This window comes from Variovorax sp. AB1(2024) (genome assembly GCF_037482385.2).
Lineage (GTDB): Bacteria > Pseudomonadota > Gammaproteobacteria > Burkholderiales > Burkholderiaceae_C > Variovorax.
The window spans coordinates 1859861-1883368 of the sequence record NZ_JBBHKP020000001.1 but is presented as its reverse complement, the minus strand read 5'-3'; the positions used below and the strand labels follow the sequence as shown (position 1 = coordinate 1883368).

Genomic DNA, 23508 nt, shown 5'->3' with positions numbered 1-23508 from the left:
GCCGTTGGTTGAAGGAATGAAAAAAGCAGAGGACGCGTGCGAGCGCCCTGCTCAAGGATAGAAGGCCTCGACGCGGTAGCCCGCGATGGGCGGCAGGGCCGCTGCTTCCGAGGCCGACAGCGTCAGCGGCAGCGAAGCCGCCCTGTCGGACCGCGCAGCCAGCACGGAAGGAGCACCGTAGTCGGCCGGCATGAGCACGCGGCGCACCACGGCACGTTCCTGCGTATCGAGCAGCGACAGCTCCACGGCAGGCATCGCGAGCGGCACCGTCGCGCCGTTGCGCAAGGTGAAGCTCAGGCGGTAGTCGTTGCTGCCGCTCTTCTCGCGCGCGAAGGCGGCGCCCTCGATCACGATGTCGCCGATCTGGCGCAGCGCCGCGAGCTCGCAGCCGGTGTATTGGCACAACGCCGCCAGCGCGGGACGCAGATTGGGTTGGCGCGCGGCGATGCCGTCACGCTCATGGCGGATGACCTGCACCACGAGCAGCAGCACGGCGAGCACCGCCAGCAGCGCAAGCACTGCACGCACGCCCCTGCGCTGCCAGAAGCCCGGCGATGCGTCGTCGGCCGGATCGTCTTCTTCGGACAGCGGATGCCCCGGCGGCGGCTCGAAGGTGGAAGACAAAGAGAAGTCGGGCTCGGTCTCGGTCTCGGTCTCCACGGCCTGCACCACGGCAGCCGAGCTCGCAGCCTTCGCGGCCGCGCGCTCCTCGCGGGCCTTGGCGCTCGCGATCTTGGCCGACTTGATGCGGGCGCGGCGCAGCGCCTTCTGCATCTGTACCTGGTCGTGGTCTTTTTCTTCCTGCTCGCGCTCGCCCTCCCCGTCGTCGCTGGCGCGCTCGACCAGCGTGCGCATCCTGGCCTGCGGCTTCACGGGCAGCGGCGGCGCCGGCGGAGGTGGAGGCGGCGGCGCAGACGCGAGGTTGAGATCGATGCTGGGGAACGGAGGCAGCGTGCTCTGCGGCGGCTTCCACGCGGGCTCGGTGATGTCGAGGTCGGACCAGGGCTCGTCCGCGGCGATGCCGTGTTCGGGAAGCTCCAGGGAAAAGTCGAGCGGCGACGGCAGCGGAGGCATGACGGCCGGCGGCGGGGAACGCTCATGCCGCGACTGGTGCTCGGGCTCGTCGTCGAAGAAATCGGCGTCTTCCGCCGGCTGGACGGGCGCAGGGGCCGGCGGCGGAGGCACCGGCACCGGCACCGGTGACGGCGCAGTCTTCGGCTCGCTCGACGATTCGACCAAGCCAGGCATGTAGCCACCCTGCATCGCAGGCGACGAACCCGCCGATGCGCCATCGGGCGCTTCGTGCAGGTCGAGCGTGGCGTCGAACACATGGCTGCAGCGTCCGCAGCGCACCCAGCCGTCGGAGATGCGAAGCTGGTCGCGCACAACCTTGAAGGTGGTGGTACAGGCGGGGCAGCGCGTGACGAGGCTCATGACGGGGCGATTGTAGGGTCGGGCCCTCGCCGCGTGAGGGGCGCGAAGCGGCGGTTCAGCAGCGCGCGGTCATGAGGATCCAGCCATCCTCGGTGTCGCTGACTTCGAGCGCGGCGTACGGTGCGTAGGCCTCTTTCAATTCGTCCGCCTGGCGCTCGAGGATGCCGGCCAGCACCAGCGATCCACCGGCCTTCACATGGCTGCGCAGCAGCGGCGCGAGCACCTTGAGCGGCGTGGCCAGGATGTTCGCGAGCACGGTGTCGTAGGAGCCCTTGGCTGCATCGGGCAGTCCGGCCTTCAGCTGGACGCCGTTGGCCTCGGCATTGAGCCGGGTCGACGAAACCGCGGCTTCGTCGATGTCGACGGCGTCGATGTCGCTCGCGCCGAACTTCGCCGCACCGATGGCCAGGATGCCGGAGCCGCAGCCGTAGTCGAGCACGCGCTGGCCGCCCAGGCCGCCCTGCCGCGTGGCGATCCAGCGCAGACACATGCGGGTGGTGGGATGCGTACCGGTACCGAAAGCGAGCCCCGGGTCCAGCCGGATCACTTCCCTGGCCTGTTCGGGGGGCTCGTGCCAGGTGGGCACGATCCAGAACTCGGGCGTGATCTCGACCGGCGCGAACTGCGACTGCGTGAGCCGCACCCAGTCCTGCTCGGGAACGACGCCGATGCCGAGCACCTCGCAGCCTTCGAAGAAGTCCTGCAGCGCCAGCACGGAAGCCGCATCCTTCGCGCCCGCCTCGTCGGGAAACAGCGCGATCACGCGCGAACGCTGCCAGCCATCCTTGGGCGGCGGCATGCCGGGTTCGCCGAACAGCGCCTGCTCGGCGTCGGTCTGCGCGTCGGCGTCTTCCACCGACACGCTCAGTGCATCGAGTGCATCGAGCGCATCGCTGAGCGTTTCGACCCGGTCTTCCGGCGCCATCAGGCGGAGTTCAAACATCGCAGTCTTTCCAGGTCAGCGCTTGTGTGCAGCCAGCCACTCTTCCAGGTAGTGGATGTTGGTGCCACCGGTCATGAACTTGGAATCGACCATCAGCTCGCGGTGCAGCGGGATGTTGGTCTGGATGCCTTCGATCACGGTTTCGTTGAGCGCCGTGCGCATGCGGGCCATGGCCTGCTCGCGCGTGTCGCCGTACACGATGATCTTGCCGATCATGGAGTCGTAGTTCGGCGGCACGAAGTAGTTGGTGTACGCATGCGAATCGACGCGCACGCCAGGGCCGCCCGGCGGGTGCCACATGGTGATGCGGCCCGGCGACGGCGTGAACTTCCAGGCGTCCTCGGCGTTGATGCGGCACTCGATGGCGTGGCCGTGCATCTGGATCTGGCGCTGCGTGAACGGCAGCTTCTCGCCGGCGGCGACCATGATCTGCGTCTTGACGATGTCGATGCCCGTGGTGAACTCCGTCACCGGGTGCTCCACCTGCACGCGCGTGTTCATTTCGATGAAATAGAACTCGCCGTTCTCGTACAGGAACTCGAAGGTGCCGGCACCGCGGTAGTTGATCTTCTTGCAGGCGGCCGCGCAGCGTTCGCCGATCTTCTCGATCAGCTTGCGCGGAATGCCCGGCGCGGGCGATTCCTCGATCACCTTCTGGTGGCGGCGCTGCATGGAGCAGTCGCGCTCGCCCAGGTAGACGGCGTTCTTGTGCTTGTCCGCGAGGATCTGGATCTCGATGTGGCGCGGGTTCTGGAGAAACTTCTCCATGTACACGGCCGGATTGTTGAAGGCCGCGCCGGCTTCCGCCTTGGTCATCTGGATCGCGTTGACCAGTGCCGCCTCGGTGTGCACCACGCGCATGCCGCGGCCACCGCCGCCGCCCGCCGCCTTGATGATGACCGGATAGCCGATGGCACGCGCGATGCGCTTGTTGGTGGCTGCGTCGTCCGACAGCTCACCTTCGGAGCCTGGCACGCAAGGCACGCCGGCCTTGATCATGGCCTGCTTGGCCGAGACCTTGTCACCCATCGTGCGGATGTTGTCGGGCGTCGGGCCGATGAACTGGAAACCGCTCTGCTCCACGCGTTCGGCGAAGTTGGCGTTCTCGCTGAGGAAGCCGTAGCCGGGGTGGATGGCCTCGGCGTCGGTCACTTCGGCGGCCGAAATGATCGCCGGCATGTTGAGATAGCTCTGCGCCGACGGGGCCGGGCCGATGCACACCGCTTCTTCGGCCAGCTTGATGTACTTGGCGTCGCGGTCGGCCTCGGAATAAACCATCACGGCCTTGATGCCGAGTTCGCTGCAGGCGCGCTGGATCCGGAGGGCAATCTCCCCCCGGTTTGCAACCAGGATCTTCTTGAACATGGTCACTCGATGATGAACAGCGGCTGGCCGTATTCGACCGCCTGCCCGTTTTCGCCGAGGATCTGGGTGATCGTGCCGGACTTGTCGGCCTCGATTTCGTTGAGGATCTTCATCGCTTCGATGATGCAGACCGTATCACCCTCGTTCACCTTGCTGCCGACTTCGACGAAAGCCGGTGCGCCGGGGCTGGACGAACGGTAGAAGGTGCCGACCATCGGAGACTTCACCGCGTGGCCGGCACGGGCCGCTTCGGCGGCCGGCGCTGCGGCCGCGGCGGGAGCCGGGGCTGCACCCGCGGCCGGCGCGGCTGCTGCCGCGGCAGGCGCCGCCAGCGTTTGCACGTACTGCACCGGGGCGGCGCCGCCGCCCTTGACGATGCGAACCTTGCCTTCGGTCTCGGTGATTTCCAGTTCGGAAATATTCGATTCGGACACCAGATCGATCAGTGTCTTGAGTTTGCGCAGATCCATGAGACTCCAGTGCCGGCTTTGCCGGTCTTTGGGATATAACTTGTCCGAAAATCGGCGATTTTCGGCGTTTGGCGGCTAACGCCAGCGGAGGGACGGGATTCTAACCACGAACCAGTTCGCGCCGCCAAGTGTCCAGATCGGTGGTTTCCAGCTTGCCCATTTTACGAGCCGCCACCGAACCGTTCGAATTCAGGACCAGCGTGAAGGGCAGCCCGCCTCCCGTATTGCCCAAGTTCTTGACCAGTTCCGTCCCCTGAAGGCCGGCCAGGCCTGTGGGGTAGGTGACAGGCGTGCGCTGCAGGAACTTGCGCACGGCGCTTGGCTGATCGATGGCCAATCCCACCACTTGCCAGCCGTTAGCGCCATGTTCGCGGAAAAAGGCGTCGATCATGGGCATTTCCTCCACACAGGGAGGACACCAGGTCGCCCAGAAGTTCAGCAGCAGCGGCTTGCCGCGCAGGCTCGACAGGACGAGGTCACCGCCCTCCGGCCGCTCGAAGCTTTGCCCCCAGAACGCGGCATCCAGCTGCTCGCCGCCGGCCGAACCGCTGCCTCGCTCCTTCCACCAGGCACCGCCGAGCCCGGCGGCTGCCGCGGCAGCCGCCACGCCGGCATAGAGCATGCCGCGTCGGGTGGGCGAAGAAGTCATTCACTTGTCCTTTTCTCGTTCAATCAGCCGTCGCAATGCCGGCAGGTCCCCGCGCGGCGTGCGCCCCTGGGCGTCGGGCTTCAAGGCCCCGCGCAGGTCGTCGAGGTCGTAGACCAGCAGATGCACGCCGATTTCCTCGCCGAGCGCCCGGCTCGGGGCATGCACGCTCAGCGCCTCGACCTGCTCGCCATGAAATCCGGTCACCATGCGGGGTTCGTAATCCACGTGGTGATCGATCAGGGCGATTTCGGCCGACTTGGAATCATCGCAGAACAATTGAATATAAATGTCTGACAGCCGGGTGGCCGTTCCGTGCCACACGGCGCCGCCGACATGCGGGCGGAAAGCGGCCATGCGCTCCATCCATTCGAGCGCCAGCAGGCGCAGCGCGTGCAGCTCTCGCGGCTGGGTGTCGGCGCAGAACAGCTCGATGTATTCGCGCACCTCGGCCTCGACTTCGTCGTTGTTCGGCAGCGGCGTACGCGCCGACAGGCCGAGGTCGCGCAGTGCGCGGCGCTTGGCGGGGCCGTACTCCAGCCCTTCCTCGACGACGAGACGGGCTGCGGAAGCGGCGATTTCACGCTTGGACGTGTCCATTCGGGCATTTTGCCCCCAGTGGGCTGCCCTTGGATGAACATCAGTACGAAGCGCAGGCCAAAGGCACCGCAGCCGGCCAGGCACCGCACCTCGCTTCCCTAGAATCGACCGATGCACATTCATATCCTGGGTATCTGCGGCACGTTCATGGGCGGACTCGCCGCCCTGGCGCGCGAGGCAGGCCACCGGGTCACGGGCTGCGACGCCGGCGTGTACCCGCCCATGAGCGACCAGTTGCGCTCGCTCGGCATCGACCTGATCGAAGGCTTCGGCGCCGACCAGCTTGAACTTTCGCCCGACATGTTCGTGGTCGGCAACGTGGTGTCCCGCGCCAGGCTGCCCGACGGGAGCCCCAAGTTCCCCCTGATGGAAGCGATCCTCGACGCCGGCAGGCCCTACACCAGCGGCCCCCAATGGCTGGCCGAGCACGTGCTGCAGGGCCGCCACGTGCTGGCCGTCGCTGGCACACATGGCAAGACGACGACCACTTCGATGCTGGCCTGGGTGCTCGAAAAAGGCGGCAAGGCGCCAGGCTTCCTGGTGGGCGGTGTGCCGCTGGACTTTGGTGTATCAGCCCGGCTGGGCGACGGCACGGCCTTCGTGATCGAGGCCGATGAATATGACACCGCCTTCTTCGACAAGCGCAGCAAGTTCGTTCACTACAGGCCGCGCACCGCGGTGCTGAACAACCTGGAGTTCGATCACGCGGACATCTTCGATGATCTTGCCGCCATCGAACGGCAATTCCATCACCTTGTGCGCACGGTGCCCGGCACCGGCCGGCTGGTGGTGAACGCCACTGAAGAGAGCCTGCGGCATGTGCTGAGCCAGGGCTGCTGGAGCGAGCTCGCGCGCTTCGGCGCCGGCGGTGAGTGGCAGGCACGCGGCTCGCACGACGCCTTCGACGTGTTGCGCCAAGGCGAAGTGGTCGGGCGGGTCGAGTGGGAGCTCTCCGGACTGCACAACCAGATGAACGCGCTCGCTGCCATCGCCGCGGCCGACCATGTGGGCGTGCCGCCCGCCGAAGCGGCGCGCGCGCTCGGCAGCTTCCGCAACGTGCGCCGGCGCATGGAACTGCGGGGCACCGTCGAACGCGAGGGCGGAGCCATCGCCGTCTACGACGACTTTGCCCATCACCCGACGGCCATCCGCACGACGCTCGACGGCCTGCGCAACAAGCTCGATGCCGCCGGCAAGAAGAGCGAGCGCATCCTCGCGGCCTTCGAACCGCGCAGCAACACGATGAAGCTGGGCGTCATGGCGGCGCAGTTGCCCTGGAGCCTGGAGTCGGCCGACCTGTCGTTCTGCCATACGGCCGGGCTCGACTGGGACGTCGCCGCCGCGCTGGCGCCGATAGGCGAGCGCGCCCGGCTGGCAGGAGCCATCGAACCGCTGGTGAAGCAGATCGTGGCCGAGGCGCGGCCGGGCGATCACATCGTCTGCATGAGCAACGGCGGTTTCGGCGGTGTGCACGACAAACTGCTTGCGGCGCTGAAGGCCGCGGCGGCATCATGAGCCCATGGCCCTCACCGCTCCTCCGTCCCGCGCGCAAGAACTGATCGAGACCCTGAAGCTTCAGCCGCACCCCGAAGGCGGCTGGTACAAGGAAGTGTTCCGCTCGGCGGCGATGGTGTCGCCAGCCGACGGCCGTGCAGCCCGCAATGCGCTGACCAGCATCTACTTCCTGCTGGAAGCCAACCAGCAGTCACGCTGGCACCGGGTGCTGTCGGACGAGGCCTGGGTGTATCTGGAAGGGGTACCGCTGGCGCTCTGGACCTGCGACGCCGAGATGCGGACCGCACCGGCCCACGTGAAGCTGGGCCCGGTCGATGCCCACGGCACGCGGCCGCAGCACGTGGTGCTTGCCGGCCAGTGGCAGGCCGCGCGCCCGATCCAGAGCCACTCGGCGGGCGACTGCACGCTGGTTGCGTGCATGGTCGGACCGGGCTTCGACTTTGCCGATTTCTCGATGGTGCCGCCCGACAGCGACGAGGCTGCGTCGATGCGGCACCACTGGCCCGACCTGGCCGGCATGCTCTAGCAGAGCGCGGCGCCCCTCAGCCCCGGCGCCGCTTGACCGCCTGCGACAGCGTGTCGAGCACCTGCATCGAATCTTCCCAGCCCAGGCACGCATCGGTGATGCTCTTGCCGTATTCGAGGCCCGACAGCTCGTCCTTGCCCGGCGTGAACTTCTGGGCACCGGCCTGCAGGTGGCTTTCGACCATCACGCCGAACACGCGATTCGAACCGCCGGCGATCTGCGCGGCGACTTCCTTCGCCACGTCGATCTGCTTCTGGTGCTGCTTCGAGCTGTTGGCGTGGCTGCAGTCGACCATCAGTGTGGGCGGCAGCTTGGCGGCCTGGAGGTCCTTGCAGGCGGCCTCGACGCTGGCGGCGTCGTAGTTGGGCGCCTTGCCGCCGCGCAGGATGACGTGGCAGTCGGGGTTGCCGTTGGTCTGCACGATCGCGACCTGGCCGTTCTTGTGCACCGACAGGAAGTGATGGCCGCGCGCCGCCGCCTGGATGGCGTCGGTGGCGATGCGGATGTTGCCGTCGGTGCCGTTCTTGAAGCCGATCGGCGCCGACAGGCCCGAGGCCAGCTCGCGGTGCACCTGGCTTTCGGTGGTGCGCGCGCCGATGGCGCCCCAGGCGATCAGGTCGCCGATGTACTGCGGCGAGATCACGTCGAGGAACTCGCTGCCCGCCGGCAGGCCCATGCGGTTGATGTCGATCAGCAGCTGGCGCGCGATGCGCAGGCCTTCGTCGATGCGGAAGCTTTCGTCGAGGTACGGGTCGTTGATCAGGCCCTTCCAGCCGACCGTGGTGCGTGGCTTCTCGAAGTACACGCGCATCACGATTTCCAGCGTGCCTGCGTATTTTTCGCGCTCGACCTTCAGGCGGCGGGCGTATTCGAGCGCCGCGGCCGGGTCGTGGATGGAGCACGGCCCCATGATCACCAGCAGCCGATCGTCCTTGCCCGCCATGATGTTGTGGATGCTGCGGCGGGTGCCTTCGATCAGGGTCTCGACAGGCGTGCCGCGGATCGGGAAGAAGCGGATCAGATGTTCGGGAGGGGGCAGCACGTTGATGTCCTTGATGCGTTCGTCGTCGGTCTTGCTGGTTTTTTCGACGCTCGCATACCAGCTGTCGCTGGCGGGGGCAGTGTTCGTGCTCATGGGTGCTTCCTTGTTGGAGTGGGTTTCGTCAGGCCATAAAAAAACCGCCGGGGGCTTGAGGCCACCGGCGGTTTTGGGAGGGTGTTCGTTTGCTTTACGCGCTCGCCTCTCGTCCGCCGGAAACCGGGAACCAAAAGTAGGCAAAAAAGTAAGCGCGGAGGGCGGACATGTGGGCGAAATGTAGCACGGAAAGCAAAAACCGGGTCAAGCGGGCGGGCCCAGCCTTGCTTACCGGTAGCCCGATTCGTTGGGGTTGTGGATGATCCAGATCAGGTTGCCGCTGGAGAAATCGCCCATGCCGCCGCCCGCGAAGATCAGCCGGCCCTGGCCCTTGTAGGTCATCTCGAAGCGGTGGCGGTCACTGCCGAAATAGAACGGAATGAAGGCCTTGCCGGTCACGTAGGCGCCCTGGTCGGTCGGCTGGCCGGCAAGGTCGGTGACCTGCCGCGCGCTCATGCCGATCTGCAGCCGCGCGAACTTGCTGTTGCGCGCCGGATTGCCGGTGATCTCGCCTTCGTAGCCGTTCAGGCCCTTGACCGTCTTGCCGCTGCCGGCCTCGACCTTCGACGAGTCGACGACGTTGCCCTGGGCGTCCATGCCGGCCCTGGCGCCGCCGCGTGCCGCAGCGGCTGCGGGCGCTGCCTCGGGCTGGCTGCCCGAACCACCGCGCGATGCGCAACCAGCGCAGGCCAGCGCCACCACGGCGGTCGCGGCCCACAGCACGGCGGATGAATTGATCCTGCTCCCCATCGAGTTGCTCCTTGTGTTCTGTCGTTCGCAAAAGGGACGCAGCTTAGCAACCGGAGGAAGCAGTCCACAAGTGACGAAAGGCCTAAGCCGTTCCACCTACCGTCAGGCCGTCGATGCGCAGGGTGGGCTGGCCCACGCCCACCGGCACGCTCTGGCCTTCCTTGCCGCAGGTGCCCACGCCGGAGTCGAGCGCCATGTCGTTGCCGATCATGGTCACGCGGGTGAGCGCGTCGGGGCCGTTGCCCACGATGGTCGCGCCCTTCACCGGGTATTGGATCTTGCCGTTCTCGACCCAGTAGGCCTCGCTGGCCGAGAACACGAACTTGCCGCTCGTGATGTCGACCTGCCCGCCGCCGAAGTTGGTGGCGTACAGGCCCTTCTTGATGCTCGCGACGATTTCCTTCGGGTCCTTGTCGCCGCCGAGCATGTAGGTGTTGGTCATGCGCGGCATCGGCACGTGGGCGTAGCTCTCGCGGCGGCCGTTGCCGGTGGGCTTGACCTTCATGAGGCGGGCGTTGAGCGAGTCCTGGATGTAGCCCTTGAGGATGCCGTCCTCGATCAGCACGTTGCGCTGGCTGGCGTTGCCCTCGTCGTCGACGTTGAGCGAGCCGCGGCGGTCGGCGATGGTGCCGTCGTCGAGCACCGTCACGCCCTTGGCGGCCACGCGCTGGCCGATGCGGCCCGAGAACGCGCTCGAGCCCTTGCGGTTGAAGTCGCCCTCGAGGCCGTGGCCGATGGCTTCGTGCAGCAGGATGCCGGGCCAGCCGGAGCCGAGCACCACGGTCATTTCGCCGGCGGGTGCCGGACGCGCGTCGAGGTTCGTCAGGGCGGCCTTCACGGCGTGGTCCACGTACTCGGCGATCTGCTCGTCGGAGAAGTAGGCCAGGCCGAAGCGTCCGCCGCCGCCGCCCGAGCCGATTTCGCGGCGGCCGTTCTGCTCGGCGATCACCGTGACCGAAAGCCGCACCAGCGGCCGTACGTCGGCGGCCAGGGTGCCGTCGGCGCGCGCCACCAGCACCACGTCGTATTCGCTCGCAAGGCCGGCCATGACCTGCGCCACGCGCGGGTCGCGCGAACGCGCCAGTTTCTCGACCTTCTCGAGCAGCTTGACCTTGGCGGTGCTGTCGAGCGTGGAGATGGGGTCGATGCCGTCGTAGAGCGAACGGCTCGAAGCGATCTTGCGGGTCGCCGTCTTCACGCGGCCGGTGCGGCCCGCCGAAGAAATCGAGCGCACCGTGCGCGCCGCGTCGAGCAGCGAGGCTTCGGAAATGTCGTCGGAGTAGGCAAAGGCGGTCTTCTCGCCGCTGACCGCGCGCACGCCGACGCCCTGGTCGATGCTGAAGCTGCCGGTCTTGACGATGCCCTCTTCGAGGCTCCAGCCTTCGCTTCGGGTGTACTGGAAGTACAGGTCGGCGTCGTCCACCCGGTGCGCGGTGATCTCGGCCAAGGCCTTGCTCAGGTGCGATTCGTCGAGCCCGAACGGCGTGAGAAGGAGCTGTTGCGCCGTGGCGAGGCGCTCGATGGTGGGTTCGCGAGAGATCATCGTCGGATTCTATGGCTCGCCCCCAGGCTGCGCGCACTTCGTGTCGCTTCGCCTTCACCCTACCGGGGGCAACACCAGCGGCCCGGCAAAGCCGGTTCCGCGGTGTTCCCGGCATCCTCAGTTCTGCGCCAGCTTCCTGGCCCGGGCGATCGACATCAGGATGCCCAGCCCCAGCCCCAGCGTCACCATGGCCGTGCCGCCATAGCTGATGAACGGCAGCGGCACGCCCACCACCGGCAGGATGCCGCTGACCATGCCCATGTTCACGAAGGCGTAGGTGAAGAAGATCATCGTCACCGCCCCCGCCAGCAGGCGCGAGAACAGCGTGGTGGCATTGGTCGCGATGGCCAGCCCGCGGAAGATCAGCAGGATGAAGGCCGCAATGAGCGCCAGGTTGCCCATGAGCCCGAATTCCTCGGAATAGGCCGCGAAGATGAAGTCGGTGGTGCGCTCGGGAATGAATTCGAGGTGCGTCTGCGTGCCCTGCATGAAGCCCTTGCCGCCCACGCCGCCGGAGCCGATGGCGATCATGCCCTGGATGATGTGGAAGCCCTTGCCCAGCGGGTCCTTGCTGGGGTCGAGCAGCGTGCATACGCGCTGCTTCTGGTAGTCGTGCAGCACGCGCCAGTCGACGCCGTCGGCGCACAGTCGCGATTCGAAGCTCACGATCAGCGTGATGGCCACCGCACCGATCACCACCGGCGGCACGATCAGCTTCCAGGGCAGCCCCGCGAAGAAGATCACCGCCAGCCCCGCCGCCAGCACCAGCAGCGAGGTGCCCAGGTCGGGCTGCTTCATGATGAGCCCGACCGGCACCGCCAGCAGCACCGTCGCCACCACGAAATCGAGCGGCCGCAGCTGGCCTTCACGGCGCTGGAACCACCACGCCAGCATCAGCGGCATCGCGATCTTCAGGATTTCGCTGGGCTGGATCACCATGCCCAGGTTGATCCAGCGCTGGGCGCCCTTCTTGGTGATGCCGAAGAGCGCCACCGCCACCAGCAGCGCCACCCCTGTCGCATAGAGCGGCACGGCCGCCAGCATGAGCTTCTGCGGCGGCACCTGCGCCACCACGAACATGATGAAACCGGCGAGCAGCATGTTGCGGCCATGGTCGACGAAACGGGAGCCATGGTCGTAACCGGACGAATACATGGTCAGCAATCCGGCGAACGCGAGCAGCAGCACGGCAAAGGCCAGAAAGCCGTCGAAGCCCTGGAAGATGGGCGCGATGCGACGCGCCAGGGAGGGCTGATTGAACACGGCAGACATGGGGGCGGATTATCCCCGCCCCGGCGTCCGCCTCAATCGAAAGCCAGCTGAACGACCGTGCGGCCCGGTCGGCTTTCGACCGCCAGGCGCGCGCCGATGGCCCCGGCGCGCTCCGCCAGCGCCCTCGGCACCTGGGAGGCGTCATAGCCCTTGCCGTTGTCGATCACCCGCACCTGCACCGTCTTGCCGCGCATGTCGGCCTCGAGCCGCAGCACCGTGGCCTGGGCGTGCTGCAGCACGTTCGATATGGCCTCGAACAGCAGGAACTGCAGTTGCCGCATGGTCTGGGCGTCGAGCCGGTCCACGGGGTCCACCTCGTCCACCGCCCATTCGAACTCGATGCCGGCGGCCGCCAGCCGGGGCTCCAGCCGGTAGCGCAGTGCCGCGAGCAAGGCGCCGACATCGCCAGGCGGCAGGTGGATGGAGTCGATCGACAGCTTGAGCTGGTCGAGCGAATCGCGCAGCGTGCGCAGCAGGTCGCCCGGGCTGGTCTGGCCCGACTGAAGCTGGCGGATCGCCGAGCTGATGTGCGAGCCCACGCCGTCGTGCATGTCGCGCAGGATTCGCTCGCGCTCGTGGGTGCGCGCCTGGTCGCGCGCCGCGGCTTCGAGCTCCGCATAGGTCGCGGCCAGTTCGCGTTCGCGCTGGGCCACCTGCTCGGCCAGCGCCGCCACGGAACCGCGCGCCTGCGCCGTCGCCGCATGGAAGCGCCGCAGCACGATCAGCAGCAGCGCCACGCCGAAGAACACCGACGAATAGCGCACCCACGTGGTCTCGCCGTAGGCGTCGCTCAGCCGTATGACCAGCCAGTCGCGCGCGGCGAACGCCACCGTCACCAGCGCGGCGCCGGCCACCAGCAGCTGCTCGGTGTTCGGCCGGCGCACGGTCGCGATGGCGAAGGCGCTCACCAGCGCGACGACCAGCACGATTTCCACCGCGAGCCAGCCGGTGAGCCACATCGGCTCCTCGCGCTGCAGCGCCAGCGTCGTGAAAATCGCCGTGCCGGCCACGATGGCGGCCATCGGCCAGCGCACCCAGCGGAAGCGGCGGTCGCTGCCCCAGCCGGCGATGTGGCAGCCGAACATCATCACCGAGACCACCCAGCCCGCATAGCAGATGGCCATCAGCACGCCCCAGACGCCCCAGGTCAGCGGCGGCTCGGCGATCACGCCGTCGGCCACCCGGACGGCCCAGCAGAACTCGGCCAGCGCGGCCCAGAAATAAATGCCTTCGCGGCGCGGCCGGCCGTCCGCACCGGTCTCGACCTGCGTGAGCCAGAGCGCCAGCGCGATGCCGCCGACGATCAGGCTGAACGCGGCCAGCAGCACCGAGCCGGTGAAGCGCCAGGCGTAGGCGCTCTCGAACAGTTCCGTGCGCACCTGCGCGGCCGGGCCGATGGTCACGTGCGAGAGGCCCGCGCGCCGGCCGCTGTCGGCGCGAAGGCGGATCTGCAGGTGGTTCTCGCCCGGCTTCAGCAGGCGGCCCGGCACGGGGATGTAGATCGGCGCCTTCGCGTAGTCGGCATCGTTGCCGCGGTCCAGGTCGCCGTAGACCTGCAGCAGCGCGTCGTTGAGCTGCACTTCGAACACATTGCCCACGCGCGGAATGAAGATGCCCCACGGGGTCTGGGGCGCGGCCTCGAGCGTGAACGGCAGGTCGAAGGTCGCGAAGCCAGGGCGTCCGGTGTGCTGCCGGTCCCAGTGGTAGGAAAGCTCGACCGGCCCGGTGCGCTTGACGCCGTCCACCGAGGTCGTGACCGAGCCTTGCGTCAGTTCGAGCGGCTGCTCCGGCGCGCTCGCGGCCGCCACCGTGGCGATGCCCGACAGGAGCAGCGCCAGGAGAAACGAAAGCAGCGACGACACCAGCTTCGGCACCATCCGCGCTCAGCCCGGATGAGACAGCAGGCCGAGGCGCGTCGCTTCGAAGACGGCCTCGCTCTTGGAATGCACCGCGAGCTTTCCGTAGAGGTTCTTGATGTGAGTCTGCACCGTATGGACGCTCAGCCCCTTGAGCCGGGCGATCTCCGCATAAGAGAAGCCGCGCGCGATCAGCGTCAGCACCTCGTGTTCACGTCCCGACAGCAAGCCGCGGTCGGACTCCTCGGCGGGCGCCTCGGGCGCGCCGCCCGGCACCTCGGCGCCGCCGACGGCGCTCGCCGCCGACGATTGCAGGCTGCGGTATTTGGCCAGCACGCGCCGCGCGATCATGGGCGAGATCGGCGACGCGCCGGCCTTCATTTCGACGATGGTCTGCGCGATGTCCTCGGGCGCGGCGTCCTTGTGGATGTAGCCCACCGCACCGGCCTCGATGCTGGCGAGCACGTTCTCCTCGTCGCCGAAGACCGACACCACCAGCGGCTCGCAGCCGGGAAAGCGCGCGACGGCGTCGCGGATCACGTCCAGCCCGGTGCCGTCGGGCATGCCGAGGTCGACCAGAAGCACGTCGGGAATCGTCGCGGTGCGCGCCAGCCAGGCCCGCGCCTCCTGCACGCTACCTGCGCTGCCGAGCCAGAAAAGGCGTGGGCTGCGCTGCACGCTGGCCTCGAAAAAAGCGCGCGCGCGGCTGTCGTCTTCGACGACGAGCACGCCCCACCGGCGTAGCGCCCCGTCGTCCTGAGCCTCGATGTTCATATGTCGAGCATAAGGCTCGGCGCAAACTGTTAATTCAACAACGCCTACCCAGTTCATGGGATGCGCCCGGGCAGCCGCCCCCACGACACTTGCGCCGCTTTTTTGCCCTGGGCGCCGCATGTCGAGTTAACCCGAACGTAGCCATTCGAATCGCGGCAAGGAGCAACATGAATACTTTAAGTATCGATTCGTGCAAGCCCTTGTGCGCAGGGGCGGCCAAGAGGTTTGCACACGTCCGGGCACGACAGGCCGAAGGACCCCGCTCGCGGGGTTTTTTGTATGTTGGAAGCGGCCTCGCAAGAACAGACCTCATGCAAAATTGCCCGGTCATGGCAAGCGTGGCGCGCCGCACGCCCCTCCCGAATCTTCATCGCATGGATCCGCAAACCACTCACCTGCTGTATCTGCACGGCTTCCGCTCCTCGCCTCTGTCCACGAAGGCCCGGATCATGGCGGACCGCGTGGCGCGGCGCCACCCGAACCTGCAGTGGTGGTGCCCGCAGCTGCCGCCTTCTCCGCACGATGCGATCGACATGGTGATGAAGGGCATCGCGCACTGGCCGCGCAAGTCGATGGCGGTGGTGGGCTCTTCTCTCGGCGGCTTCTATGCCACGTACGTGGCCGGCATGACGCGCTGCCGCGCCGTGCTGCTCAATCCGGCGGTACACCCCGCGCGCGACCTCACGCGCTACATCGGCGACCAGACTGTCTGGCACGACCCGGCCGAGCACTTCTACTTCCGCCCCGAATACATCCACGAGCTGCGCGCCATGGAAGTCGGCCAGCTCACGCGGCCCGAGCGCGTGTTCGCCATCATCGCCAAGGGCGACGAAGCCCTCGACTGGCACGAGATGTCCGCGCGCTACCCGGACAGCAACATCAAGCTGCTCGAGGGCAGCGACCATGCGCTGTCGGACTTCGAGAAGGCGCATCTCGACGACGTGATGGCTTTCATCAATCCGGTCTAGGCACACCCCCAGACTTCGCGCACTTCGTGTCGCTTCGCCAACCCCCTTGCAGGGGGCGATGCCTGCGGCCCGGCGAAGCCGGTTCCGCGGCATCCTGGTATTGGATCGCGTCGGTTTTCCGCGTGGGAGAATCGGGGACTATGTTTGTATTGTTTGAAGAAGCCGGCAAGTACCTCGGCGGCCGCGTGCTGTCGGAGGCCGAAGCATCGGCACAGGTCGAGCTCGACACCGGCAAGCGCGTCAAGGTCAAGGGCGCCAACATCGTGCTGCGTTTCGAGAAGCCCGCGCCCGCCGAGCTGATCGCCGAGGCGCGTGCGCTCGCCGCCACCATCGACCTCGACCTCGCCTGGGAATTCGCCGCCGAAGGCGAATTCGGCTTCGCCGAACTCGCAGCCGACTATTTCAGCGACAAGCCCACGCTCGCGCAGCAGGCCGCGGCGCTGTTCGCGCTGTTCGAGGCGCCGCACTACTTCCGCCGCGCCGGCAAGGGCCGCTTCAAGAAGGCGCCCGCCGAAATCGTGCAGCAGGCGCTGGCCGCCATCGAGAAGAAGAAGGCCGTCCAGGCGCAGATCACCGAGTGGGCCGGACAGCTGGCCGAGGGCGTTTGCCCCGCGCCGGTGCGCGAGCAGCTCTACAAGATCCTGTTCAAGCCCGACAAGAACGCCCCCGAATACAAGGCCGTGGTCGACGCGGCGCGCGCCACGCAGCGCCCGCCGCTCGACCTGCTCGAGCGCGCCGGCGCCATCGATTCGCCCTACCAGTTCCACTGGCGGCGCTTCCTGTTCGAGAACTTCCCCAAGGGCACCGGCTTTCCCGCGCTCGCGGCGCCCGCCATCGTGGACGACCTGCCCGTGGCGTCCGGCGTGCAGGCTTTCTCGATCGACGATTCGCAGACCACCGAAATCGACGATGCGCTCTCGGTGCAGGGCCTGGGCTGCGGCACCGTCACCGTGGGCATCCACATCGCGGCGCCGGCACTCGCACTGACGCCGGGCAGCGCCATCGACAACGTGGCGCGCGCGCGCATGTCGACGGTCTACATGCCCGGCTACAAGATCACGATGCTGCCCGACGACGTGGTCAACACCTACACGCTGCTCGAAGGCGGCGACCGCCCGGCGGTGTCGCTCTATGCGCGCTTCGACGAAGCCACGCTGGAGCTGCAAGGCACCGAGACCAGGCTGGAGCGCGTGCCCATCGTCGCCAACCTGCGCCACGACCAGCTCGACACCGTCGTCACCCAGCCCTGGCTCGAAGACGCCTCGTTCCAGAGCGACAACACGCCCGAAGCCGCGGCCGCGCTGCGCGCCCCGCTCTCCTTCCTGTTCCGCCTCGCGAAGCAGCTGAAGGCGCAGCGCGAAGTGGTGCGCGGCAAGCCGGAGAACTTCAACCGGCCCGACTACAACTTCCGCCTCGTCGGCAACGAGGGCAACGAGCCCACCGGCAACGAGCAGGTGCAGATCAGCACGCGCCAGCGCGGCGCGCCGCTCGACCTGATCGTGTCCGAAGCCATGATCCTGGCCAACAGCAGCTGGGGCGGCTGGCTCGGCGAACTCGGCGTGCCCGGGCTGTACCGCAGCCAGGCCAGCCTCGCGCCGGGCATCAAGGTGCGCATGGGCACGCGCGCGCTGCCGCACGCGGGCCTGGGCGTGAAGAGCTACGCCTGGAGCACCTCGCCGCTGCGCCGCTACACCGATCTGGTGAACCAGTGGCAGATCATTGCCGCCGCGCGCCACGGCAAGACCGCCGCGCTGGCCGCGCCCTTCAAGCCGAAGGACGCCGACCTGTTCTCCATCCTCTCGGGCTTCGACGCGGCCTATGCCACGTACAACGCCTACCAGGGCGGCATGGAACGCTTCTGGACGCTGAAGTACCTGCAGCAGCAAGGCATCACCGAGCTCGAAGCCACCGTCATCAAGGACCTGCCCAACGGCGCGCTGGTGCGTGCCGAGACGCTGCCGCTGGTGTTCCCCGTGGCCGGCCAGCAGGAGCGCGGGGCGCGCCTGCGCGTGAAGCTCGGCGAAATCGACGAGATCGCGCTCGACGTGACGGGCACCGTGCTCGAGCGCCTCGACACGCCGAAGGCCGATGCGGCCGCCGACGAGGAAAGCGACGAAGAAGAAGTGGTTGCAGGCCCGATCGCCATCGCGGTCGACCTGACGGACAGCGAGGCCGCGCCCGAGAACACGCCCGCATGAGCCACGGGCCGGTCACATGCGCCCCTCTGGAGGAGTTTAGAGAATGAACTTCAAGGACCTCAGCACGCTGCAGATCGCCCTGGGCGTGTCGGTCATCGCGCATGCAGCGCTGCTCGCGGTGCGCTTCGTCGACCCGGAGTCGTTCAACAAGGTCTTCAGCGAAACGCCGCTCGAAGTGATCCTGGTCAACAGCAAGACGCAGGACAAGCCCGACCCGAAGGCCAAGGTCATGGCGCAGACCTCGCTCGCGGGCGGCGGCGACCTGGAGCAGGGCCGCGCCACCAGCCCGCTGCCGCCTTCGAGCTTCACCTCGGTGGGCGACTCCTTCGAGGACTCGCGCCGCCAGGTCGAGGCCATGCAGGCGCAGCAGATGCAGATGCTCGCGCAGCTCAAGCGCGATCTGGCCGCCATGCCGGTGCCGGACCCGCGCAATCCGGGCGACCCGACCGAAGCCGCCGCGCAAGAGGAAAAGCGGCGCCAGATGGTCGAGATCCTCGCCCAGATCGAACGCCGCGTGAACGAAGAAAACGCGCGCCCCAAGAAGCGCTACATCAGCCCGACCACGCGCGAAGCCGCCTTCGCCGTCTACGTCGACAAGATGCTTCGCCGTATCGAGGCGCGCGCCGCCGAGAACTTCCCCCAGATCGCCGGCCAGAAGCTGTACGGCGAACTCAAGATGACCATGACCGTCAACTTCGACGGCAAGGTGCTCGCGGTCGACGTCGACCAGAGCTCGGGCAACATCGCGCTCGACCGCCGGGCGCAGGCCATCGTGCGCAGCGTCGGCAGCTTCGGCAAGTTCACCGACGCCATGCGCCGCGAACAGGCCGACCAGATGGTGATCCAGGGCCTGTTCCGCTTCGCGCGCGACGGCACGATGGAAATCACCTCCCAATAGCCCGGAGACCCGAGACGGCCGCGCCGCCCCACACCATGGACCTGTACTGCGTCATAGGCAACCCCGTCGAGCACAGCCGCTCGCCGCACATCCACGCCCGCTTCGCCGAACTCTGCGGCCAGCAGATGGACTACGGCCGCAGGCTCGTTCCCATCGGCGCTTTTGCCGAGGGCATCGCGGCCTTTCGCGCCGAGGCGGCAGAACGCGGCGACACCGCGCGCGGCTGCAACATCACCGTGCCCTTCAAGTTCGAAGCCGCCGCGCTGGCGCAGCACACCAGCGAACGCGCCACGCTCGCGCAGGCGGTGAACACGCTGCGCTTCGAGGCCGACGGCAGCATCCATGCCGACAACACCGACGGCATCGGCCTGGTCAACGACATCGTGCGCAACGCGGGCGTGCCGCTGCAGGGCAAGGCGCTGCTGCTGATCGGCGCGGGCGGTGCGTCGGCCGGCGTGCTGGGCCCGCTGCTGGACGCGGGCGCGTCGCGCGTCGTGGTGGCCAACCGCACCGTCGACAAGGCCATCGAACTGGTGCGCCGCCATGCGGCGGTTGCGCTGCGCCACGGCGCCTCGCTCGAAGCCTGGGCGCTCGACAAGGTGCCGGGCACCTTCGACGTGGTGGTCAACGCCACGGCCTCCAGCCTCGCGGGCGATGCTGTGCCGGTGAGCGCCGGCGTGCTGCGCCCCGGCGGCCTCGCGGTCGACATGATGTACGGACCCGCCGCCGCCGGCTTCATGGCCTGGGCCGAGGCGCACGGCGCGGTCGCGCGCGACGGGCTGGGCATGCTGGTCGAACAGGCGGCGGAGGCGTTCGAGATCTGGCGCGGCGTGCGTCCGCCCTCGGCCCAGGTGCTGGCCGAACTCCGAAGCTCGCTCGCCTCCTCGAAAGCATGAAAGCCGTGCTGCGCCTGATCGCCTGCCTCGTGGTGGCGGGCGTGGCACTCGAGCTGTTCTTCGTCGCGCGCATCGCTGCCATGGCCGTGATCAACCCCGAGAGCACGGCGTTCCAGCGCTCCGAGGCCTTCCAGATCGCCATTCACAAGGGCAGCGGCGGCGGCTGGCGGCAGGAGTGGGTGCCGTATGCGCAGATCAGCGACAACCTCAAGCGCGCCGTCATCGCGAGCGAGGACGCGGGCTTCGTCGACCACAACGGCGTGGAGTGGGAAGCCATCGAACGCGCGCGCCAGCGCAACGCCAAGGCCGAAGAGCTGGCGGCCAAGCGCTCCGCCCGTGCGGTGGCGCGCGGCAAGCCGATGCAGCCCGTGCGGCTGCGCGGCGGCTCGACCATCACGCAGCAACTCGCGAAGAACCTGCTGCTGTCCGGCGAGCGCACCATGCTGCGCAAGGGCCAGGAGCTGGTGCTCGCCACGCTGCTGGAACTGGTGCTCGACAAGCAGCGCATCCTGGAGATCTACCTCAACAACGTCGAATGGGGCGAAGGCGTGTTCGGCGCGGAGGCCGCTTCGCAGTACTACTTCCGCAAGCCGGCTTCGCGCCTGAGCGCCAACGAGGCCGCGCGCCTGGCCGTGATGCTGCCGAGCCCCAAGTTCTTCGAGCGCCGTCCCGGCTCGCCTTACCTGAGCGGCCGGGCCTCGACGGTCATGGCGCGGATGCCCGCGGCCGCGCTGCCCTGAAACCGCCGCGCAGCCGCTCGATGCCGAGCACGCCGAAGAAGCCGAGCACGTAGGCCGCCACGTCCCACCAGTCGGCCGTGCTGCCGAGCACGATGCGCAGGGCCCGGTTCGGAATGCGCAGGTGCCATGCCGACGCAAGGTACTGCCCCAGCTCCACCGCGCAACCCACCGCCAGCGCGGCCAGCGCCAGCGGCAGCACGCGCGCGCCGATGGCCGTCCTGAACACGAAGTACACCCACACCACGGCCAGCACGTCGCCGAAGAAACTGCGCACCCAGCCCCAGCGCGCGCCGACGGTGGCCAGCAGCACGAGGATGAAGAACAGGGCCACCGCCCACGCCAGAGAAAGAGGATCGAAACGCCATCGCATGGCCCGTATCATCGCGCCCTATGCTGGCAAAGCTCACGGGTTGGTTGTTGTTGGGAATCGTCCGGTTGCTCACTGGCGCGCAGGCGCGCTGGTACGGCTGTCCGCCGAAGGCAGAGCAGCGCATCTATTTCGCCAACCACCAGAGCCACGCCGACCTCGTGATGATCTGGGCCGCGCTGCCGGAGGAGCTGCGCAGCATCACCCGGCCGATCGCGGCGCGCGACTACTGGGCCAACACGCCGGTCAAGCGCTGGATCACGACCGAGGTGTTCAACGCGGTGTATGTGGAGCGCGCGGCGACGACTGCGCCCGCCCCCGCAGCATCCGTGGAAGTACCGCCGCCAGTGGCCGCCGAACCGGCACCGCCGGCCGAGCGCATCGAGCCTTCGATGGAGCCGCTGCTGCCGATGTCCCTGCCTTTCGCCGATGCCTCGGCGGAGGTCGTGCGGGACGCGCAAGGCCAGCTGGATCTCTCGGCCCCGCCACCGCCTCCACCGGCGCCTCCCCCTGCTGCCCCGGAACCCGAGCCCGCTGTGGCCGCTCCCACAGCCGATCCGCTGGCCCCGCTCATCGAAGCCCTGCGCAGCGGCGACTCGATCATCATCTTCCCCGAGGGCACGCGCGGCCACACCGGCGAGCCGCAGAAGTTCAAGTCGGGCCTCTACGCGCTCGCCACCATGTTCCCCGAGGTGGTGCTGGTGCCGGCCTGGATCGACAACGTGCAGCGCGTCATGCCCAAGGGCGAGATCGTGCCCGTGCCCATTCTTTGCTCCGTCACCTTCGGCGCGCCGATCCGCGTCGAGGAAGGCGAGGAGCGCCGTCCCTTCCTCGACCGTGCACGCGCGGCGGTGATCGCTTTGCGCGATGTCTGACATGAAGCACTTCTCGATCGGCCTGCACAACAGCCGCGCCCATTGTGTGAAGGGCGCCGGGTGGATCCCGCAGCGAAATAAAGGAGGAGGCCGCAGGCCGGGGGACATTCGCGGAGGGAGCTACCCGGTGGCCTTCACACACGCCCTGAACAAACCCGAAGCGCAGTAAAAAATGAACCAGTTCCTGCGCAACCTGACCCCGACCCAGCAGGTCGCCGCCCTCTTCCTCATCGTCTTCGGCGTGCTCGCGATCGTGAGCGCCACCGCGTTCTTCCTCACCTTCAGGGAACGCCGCAACCCCGTGCACGACGCCGCCTGGCAGGCCGAGCTGGCCCACTTCCGCGGACTGCTCGGCACCACCTGGTTCATGGCCGTGATCTTCTGGATCGGCTGGGCGCTGGGCGAGACGGTGGCCACCGTGCTCTTCGCGCTGATCGCCTTCTTCTCGCTGCGCGAGTTCATCACCCTCTCGCCCACGCGGCGCGGCGACCACCGCAGCCTCATCCTCGCCTTCTTCGTGGTGCTGCCGATCCAGTTCTGGCTCGTCGCCACCGCGCGCTTCGACCTTTTCACCGTCTTCATCCCGGTCTACGTGTTCCTCGCCATCCCGGTGGCGAGCGCGCTGGCCAACGACCCGAGCCAGTTCCTCGAACGCAACGCCAAGCTGCAGTGGGGCATCATGGTCTGCGTCTACGGCATGAGCCACGTGCCGGCGCTGCTGCTGCTGAGCTTCCCCGGCTACGAAGGCAAGAGCGCCTTCCTCGTGTTCTTCCTGGTGTTCGTGGTGCAGACCTCGGTGCTGGTGCAGCACCTCATCTCGCGCCGCACCCAGCGCGCGCCCTTCGCGCCCAACGTGAGCCGCAGCTTCAACTGGACCAGCTGGGGCATCGGCATCGTGGTGGCCAGCCTGGTGGGCGCGCTGTTCTCCTTCATCACGCCGTTCAAGTTCGCCCAGGCGCTCGCGGTGTCGGTCATCGCATGCATCGCGGGGTCGATGGGGCACCTGGTGATGAAGGCGCTCAAGCGCGACCGCGGCATTCCCAACTGGGGCAAGAAGGGCGTGGGCGTGACCGGGGCCAACGGGCTGCTCGACCGCGTCGACGCGCTGTGCTTCGCGGCGCCGATCTTCTTCCACTCGATCCGCTGGTACTTCAACGCCTGAGGCAGCAAAGGCCTCCTTCCTGTTCATGCGAATTCTCGGCATCGACCCCGGCTTGCAGACCACCGGCTTCGGCGTGGTCGACGCGGACGGCCATGCGCTGCGCTACGTGGCCAGCGGCACCATCAGCACGCGGCACCTGGGCACCGGCAACCTGCCGGCACGGCTCAAGGTGCTGTTCGACGGCATCGCGGAAATCACGGCGCGCTACCAGCCCGATGCGTCGGCGGTGGAAATCATCTTCGTCAACGTCAACCCGCAGTCGACCCTGCTGCTGGGGCAGGCGCGCGGCGCGTGCGTGACCTCGCTGGTCAACAGCAACCTCTCGGTGGCCGAATACACCGCGCTGCAGATGAAGAAGGCCGTGGCCGGGCACGGTCAGGCCGCCAAGGCGCAGGTGCAGGAGATGGTGAAGCGCCTGCTCGACCTGCCGGGCCTGCCCGGCGCCGACGCGGCCGATGCGCTGGGCATCGCCATCACGCATGCGCAGGTGGGGCGTTCGATGGCGCGGCTCGCTCAGGCGGCCGAGCTTTCGAAGACGCATGCCGGCACCTACCGGCAAGGCCGCTCGCGCTGAA

General features: G+C 67.8%; 23 protein-coding genes. 10 read left to right on the top strand and 13 right to left on the bottom strand.

From position 1 onward, the window contains the following. Positions 1–51: 51 nt before the first annotated feature. The 6 genes from WIX39_RS08835 to WIX39_RS08810 all read right to left on the bottom strand — a co-directional run bounded on the left by WIX39_RS08835 (position 52) and on the right by WIX39_RS08810 (position 5458). A complete protein-coding gene (locus WIX39_RS08835; RefSeq protein WP_106935683.1) occupies positions 52–1434 on the bottom strand; it encodes a zinc-ribbon and DUF3426 domain-containing protein in 1383 nt (460 codons plus the stop codon). Positions 1435–1489: 55 nt separating this feature from the next. Next, positions 1490–2377, bottom strand: coding sequence for a 50S ribosomal protein L11 methyltransferase (gene prmA, locus WIX39_RS08830; RefSeq protein ID WP_409194911.1), 888 nt, complete (start codon positions 2375–2377; stop codon positions 1490–1492). Positions 2378–2392: 15 nt separating this feature from the next. Continuing rightward, complete coding sequence (gene accC / locus WIX39_RS08825) at positions 2393–3742, bottom strand: acetyl-CoA carboxylase biotin carboxylase subunit (protein WP_081270245.1); 1350 nt, start codon at positions 3740–3742, stop codon at positions 2393–2395. A gap of 2 nt (positions 3743–3744) precedes the next feature. Beyond that, positions 3745–4212, bottom strand: coding sequence for an acetyl-CoA carboxylase biotin carboxyl carrier protein (gene accB / locus WIX39_RS08820; RefSeq protein WP_106935684.1), 468 nt, complete (start codon positions 4210–4212; stop codon positions 3745–3747). A gap of 100 nt (positions 4213–4312) precedes the next feature. Beyond that, the gene (locus WIX39_RS08815; protein ID WP_081270206.1) at positions 4313–4861 is read right to left on the bottom strand and encodes a TlpA family protein disulfide reductase; all 549 of its coding nucleotides are present in this window, start codon (positions 4859–4861) and stop codon (positions 4313–4315) included. Next, positions 4862–5458 carry a hypothetical protein gene (locus WIX39_RS08810; protein ID WP_106935686.1) on the bottom strand — a complete coding sequence of 199 codons (597 nt, stop codon included), beginning with the start codon at positions 5456–5458 and terminating at the stop codon, positions 4862–4864. Between the two features lie 111 nt (positions 5459–5569). On the opposite strand from WIX39_RS08810, the gene mpl reads away from it, so the two are divergent. Next, positions 5570–6973, top strand: coding sequence for a UDP-N-acetylmuramate:L-alanyl-gamma-D-glutamyl-meso-diaminopimelate ligase (gene mpl / locus WIX39_RS08805; protein ID WP_106935687.1), 1404 nt, complete (start codon positions 5570–5572; stop codon positions 6971–6973). Positions 6974–6977: 4 nt separating this feature from the next. Next, positions 6978–7499 (top strand): cupin domain-containing protein, encoded by a 522-nt coding sequence (locus tag WIX39_RS08800; protein WP_106935688.1) that lies wholly within the window; start codon positions 6978–6980, stop codon positions 7497–7499. A 16-nt stretch (positions 7500–7515) separates the two neighbouring features. Here the strand turns inward: WIX39_RS08800 and WIX39_RS08795 are convergent, their stop codons facing one another. The 6 genes from WIX39_RS08795 to WIX39_RS08770 all read right to left on the bottom strand — a co-directional run bounded on the left by WIX39_RS08795 (position 7516) and on the right by WIX39_RS08770 (position 14829). Continuing rightward, positions 7516–8634 carry a 3-deoxy-7-phosphoheptulonate synthase gene (locus WIX39_RS08795; protein WP_106935689.1) on the bottom strand — a complete coding sequence of 373 codons (1119 nt, stop codon included), beginning with the start codon at positions 8632–8634 and terminating at the stop codon, positions 7516–7518. A 228-nt stretch (positions 8635–8862) separates the two neighbouring features. Further along, complete coding sequence (locus WIX39_RS08790; protein ID WP_409194910.1) at positions 8863–9384, bottom strand: hypothetical protein; 522 nt, start codon at positions 9382–9384, stop codon at positions 8863–8865. 82 nt (positions 9385–9466) lie between these two features. Then, entirely contained in the window at positions 9467–10927 is a 1461-nt protein-coding gene (gene tldD / locus WIX39_RS08785) for a metalloprotease TldD (RefSeq protein WP_106935691.1), read from the bottom strand. Positions 10928–11044: 117 nt separating this feature from the next. Continuing rightward, entirely contained in the window at positions 11045–12199 is a 1155-nt protein-coding gene (gene rodA, locus WIX39_RS08780) for a rod shape-determining protein RodA (RefSeq protein WP_081270199.1), read from the bottom strand. 32 nt (positions 12200–12231) lie between these two features. After that, positions 12232–14076, bottom strand: coding sequence for a sensor histidine kinase (locus tag WIX39_RS08775; RefSeq protein WP_409194909.1), 1845 nt, complete (start codon positions 14074–14076; stop codon positions 12232–12234). A 6-nt stretch (positions 14077–14082) separates the two neighbouring features. Continuing rightward, a complete protein-coding gene (locus tag WIX39_RS08770) occupies positions 14083–14829 on the bottom strand; it encodes a response regulator transcription factor (protein ID WP_199851855.1) in 747 nt (248 codons plus the stop codon). A 374-nt stretch (positions 14830–15203) separates the two neighbouring features. Here WIX39_RS08770 and WIX39_RS08765 point away from each other — a divergent pair, with 374 nt between their 5' ends. From WIX39_RS08765 to mtgA, 5 genes are all read left to right on the top strand, one after another. Further along, positions 15204–15797: a YqiA/YcfP family alpha/beta fold hydrolase gene (locus WIX39_RS08765; protein WP_081270196.1), complete on the top strand. Its 594-nt coding sequence runs from the start codon at positions 15204–15206 to the stop codon at positions 15795–15797. Between the two features lie 140 nt (positions 15798–15937). Further along, complete coding sequence (locus tag WIX39_RS08760) at positions 15938–17995, top strand: ribonuclease catalytic domain-containing protein (protein ID WP_409194908.1); 2058 nt, start codon at positions 15938–15940, stop codon at positions 17993–17995. Between the two features lie 43 nt (positions 17996–18038). Further along, on the top strand, positions 18039–18893 hold the full coding sequence (locus tag WIX39_RS08755) for an energy transducer TonB (RefSeq protein WP_081270194.1): 855 nt from the start codon (positions 18039–18041) through the stop codon (positions 18891–18893). A gap of 35 nt (positions 18894–18928) precedes the next feature. Further along, positions 18929–19789, top strand: coding sequence for a shikimate dehydrogenase (gene aroE / locus WIX39_RS08750; RefSeq protein WP_409194907.1), 861 nt, complete (start codon positions 18929–18931; stop codon positions 19787–19789). Then, a complete protein-coding gene (mtgA, locus tag WIX39_RS08745) occupies positions 19786–20529 on the top strand; it encodes a monofunctional biosynthetic peptidoglycan transglycosylase (RefSeq protein ID WP_409194906.1) in 744 nt (247 codons plus the stop codon). The genes aroE and mtgA overlap by 4 nt, the downstream gene beginning before the upstream one ends. On the opposite strand, the gene WIX39_RS08740 is transcribed toward mtgA, so the two are convergent. Further along, entirely contained in the window at positions 20495–20911 is a 417-nt protein-coding gene (locus WIX39_RS08740; RefSeq protein ID WP_409194905.1) for a DUF2809 domain-containing protein, read from the bottom strand. The genes mtgA and WIX39_RS08740 overlap by 35 nt on opposite strands. An 8-nt stretch (positions 20912–20919) precedes the next feature. Here WIX39_RS08740 and WIX39_RS08735 point away from each other — a divergent pair, with 8 nt between their 5' ends. The 3 genes from WIX39_RS08735 (at position 20920) to ruvC (ending at position 23507) form a co-directional block, all read left to right on the top strand. Next, positions 20920–21771, top strand: coding sequence for a lysophospholipid acyltransferase family protein (locus tag WIX39_RS08735; RefSeq protein WP_409194904.1), 852 nt, complete (start codon positions 20920–20922; stop codon positions 21769–21771). Between the two features lie 172 nt (positions 21772–21943). Next, positions 21944–22933 (top strand): phosphatidate cytidylyltransferase, encoded by a 990-nt coding sequence (locus tag WIX39_RS08730; protein WP_081270189.1) that lies wholly within the window; start codon positions 21944–21946, stop codon positions 22931–22933. Positions 22934–22958: 25 nt separating this feature from the next. Continuing rightward, the gene (gene ruvC, locus WIX39_RS08725) at positions 22959–23507 is read left to right on the top strand and encodes a crossover junction endodeoxyribonuclease RuvC (RefSeq protein ID WP_081270188.1); all 549 of its coding nucleotides are present in this window, start codon (positions 22959–22961) and stop codon (positions 23505–23507) included. Position 23508: the final 1 nt, after the last annotated feature.

Coding starts and splice junctions, on each gene's coding strand:
- WIX39_RS08810 (WP_106935686.1), bottom strand. CDS start 5,458: ATGGACACGTCCAAGCGTGAAATCGCCGCTTCCGCAGCCCGTCTCGTC.
- rodA (WP_081270199.1), bottom strand. CDS start 12,199: ATGTCTGCCGTGTTCAATCAGCCCTCCCTGGCGCGTCGCATCGCGCCC.
- accC (WP_081270245.1), bottom strand. CDS start 3,742: ATGTTCAAGAAGATCCTGGTTGCAAACCGGGGGGAGATTGCCCTCCGG.
- WIX39_RS08735 (WP_409194904.1), top strand. CDS start 20,920: ATGCTGGCAAAGCTCACGGGTTGGTTGTTGTTGGGAATCGTCCGGTTG.
- WIX39_RS08730 (WP_081270189.1), top strand. CDS start 21,944: ATGAACCAGTTCCTGCGCAACCTGACCCCGACCCAGCAGGTCGCCGCC.
- mpl (WP_106935687.1), top strand. CDS start 5,570: ATGCACATTCATATCCTGGGTATCTGCGGCACGTTCATGGGCGGACTC.
- WIX39_RS08765 (WP_081270196.1), top strand. CDS start 15,204: ATGGATCCGCAAACCACTCACCTGCTGTATCTGCACGGCTTCCGCTCC.
- prmA (WP_409194911.1), bottom strand. CDS start 2,377: ATGTTTGAACTCCGCCTGATGGCGCCGGAAGACCGGGTCGAAACGCTC.
- mtgA (WP_409194906.1), top strand. CDS start 19,786: ATGAAAGCCGTGCTGCGCCTGATCGCCTGCCTCGTGGTGGCGGGCGTG.
- WIX39_RS08760 (WP_409194908.1), top strand. CDS start 15,938: ATGTTTGTATTGTTTGAAGAAGCCGGCAAGTACCTCGGCGGCCGCGTG.
- WIX39_RS08795 (WP_106935689.1), bottom strand. CDS start 8,634: ATGAGCACGAACACTGCCCCCGCCAGCGACAGCTGGTATGCGAGCGTC.
- WIX39_RS08740 (WP_409194905.1), bottom strand. CDS start 20,911: ATGATACGGGCCATGCGATGGCGTTTCGATCCTCTTTCTCTGGCGTGG.
- aroE (WP_409194907.1), top strand. CDS start 18,929: ATGGACCTGTACTGCGTCATAGGCAACCCCGTCGAGCACAGCCGCTCG.
- WIX39_RS08790 (WP_409194910.1), bottom strand. CDS start 9,384: ATGGGGAGCAGGATCAATTCATCCGCCGTGCTGTGGGCCGCGACCGCC.
- WIX39_RS08775 (WP_409194909.1), bottom strand. CDS start 14,076: ATGGTGCCGAAGCTGGTGTCGTCGCTGCTTTCGTTTCTCCTGGCGCTG.
- tldD (WP_106935691.1), bottom strand. CDS start 10,927: ATGATCTCTCGCGAACCCACCATCGAGCGCCTCGCCACGGCGCAACAG.
- ruvC (WP_081270188.1), top strand. CDS start 22,959: ATGCGAATTCTCGGCATCGACCCCGGCTTGCAGACCACCGGCTTCGGC.
- WIX39_RS08835 (WP_106935683.1), bottom strand. CDS start 1,434: ATGAGCCTCGTCACGCGCTGCCCCGCCTGTACCACCACCTTCAAGGTT.
- WIX39_RS08755 (WP_081270194.1), top strand. CDS start 18,039: ATGAACTTCAAGGACCTCAGCACGCTGCAGATCGCCCTGGGCGTGTCG.
- WIX39_RS08770 (WP_199851855.1), bottom strand. CDS start 14,829: ATGAACATCGAGGCTCAGGACGACGGGGCGCTACGCCGGTGGGGCGTG.
- WIX39_RS08800 (WP_106935688.1), top strand. CDS start 6,978: ATGGCCCTCACCGCTCCTCCGTCCCGCGCGCAAGAACTGATCGAGACC.
- accB (WP_106935684.1), bottom strand. CDS start 4,212: ATGGATCTGCGCAAACTCAAGACACTGATCGATCTGGTGTCCGAATCG.
- WIX39_RS08815 (WP_081270206.1), bottom strand. CDS start 4,861: ATGACTTCTTCGCCCACCCGACGCGGCATGCTCTATGCCGGCGTGGCG.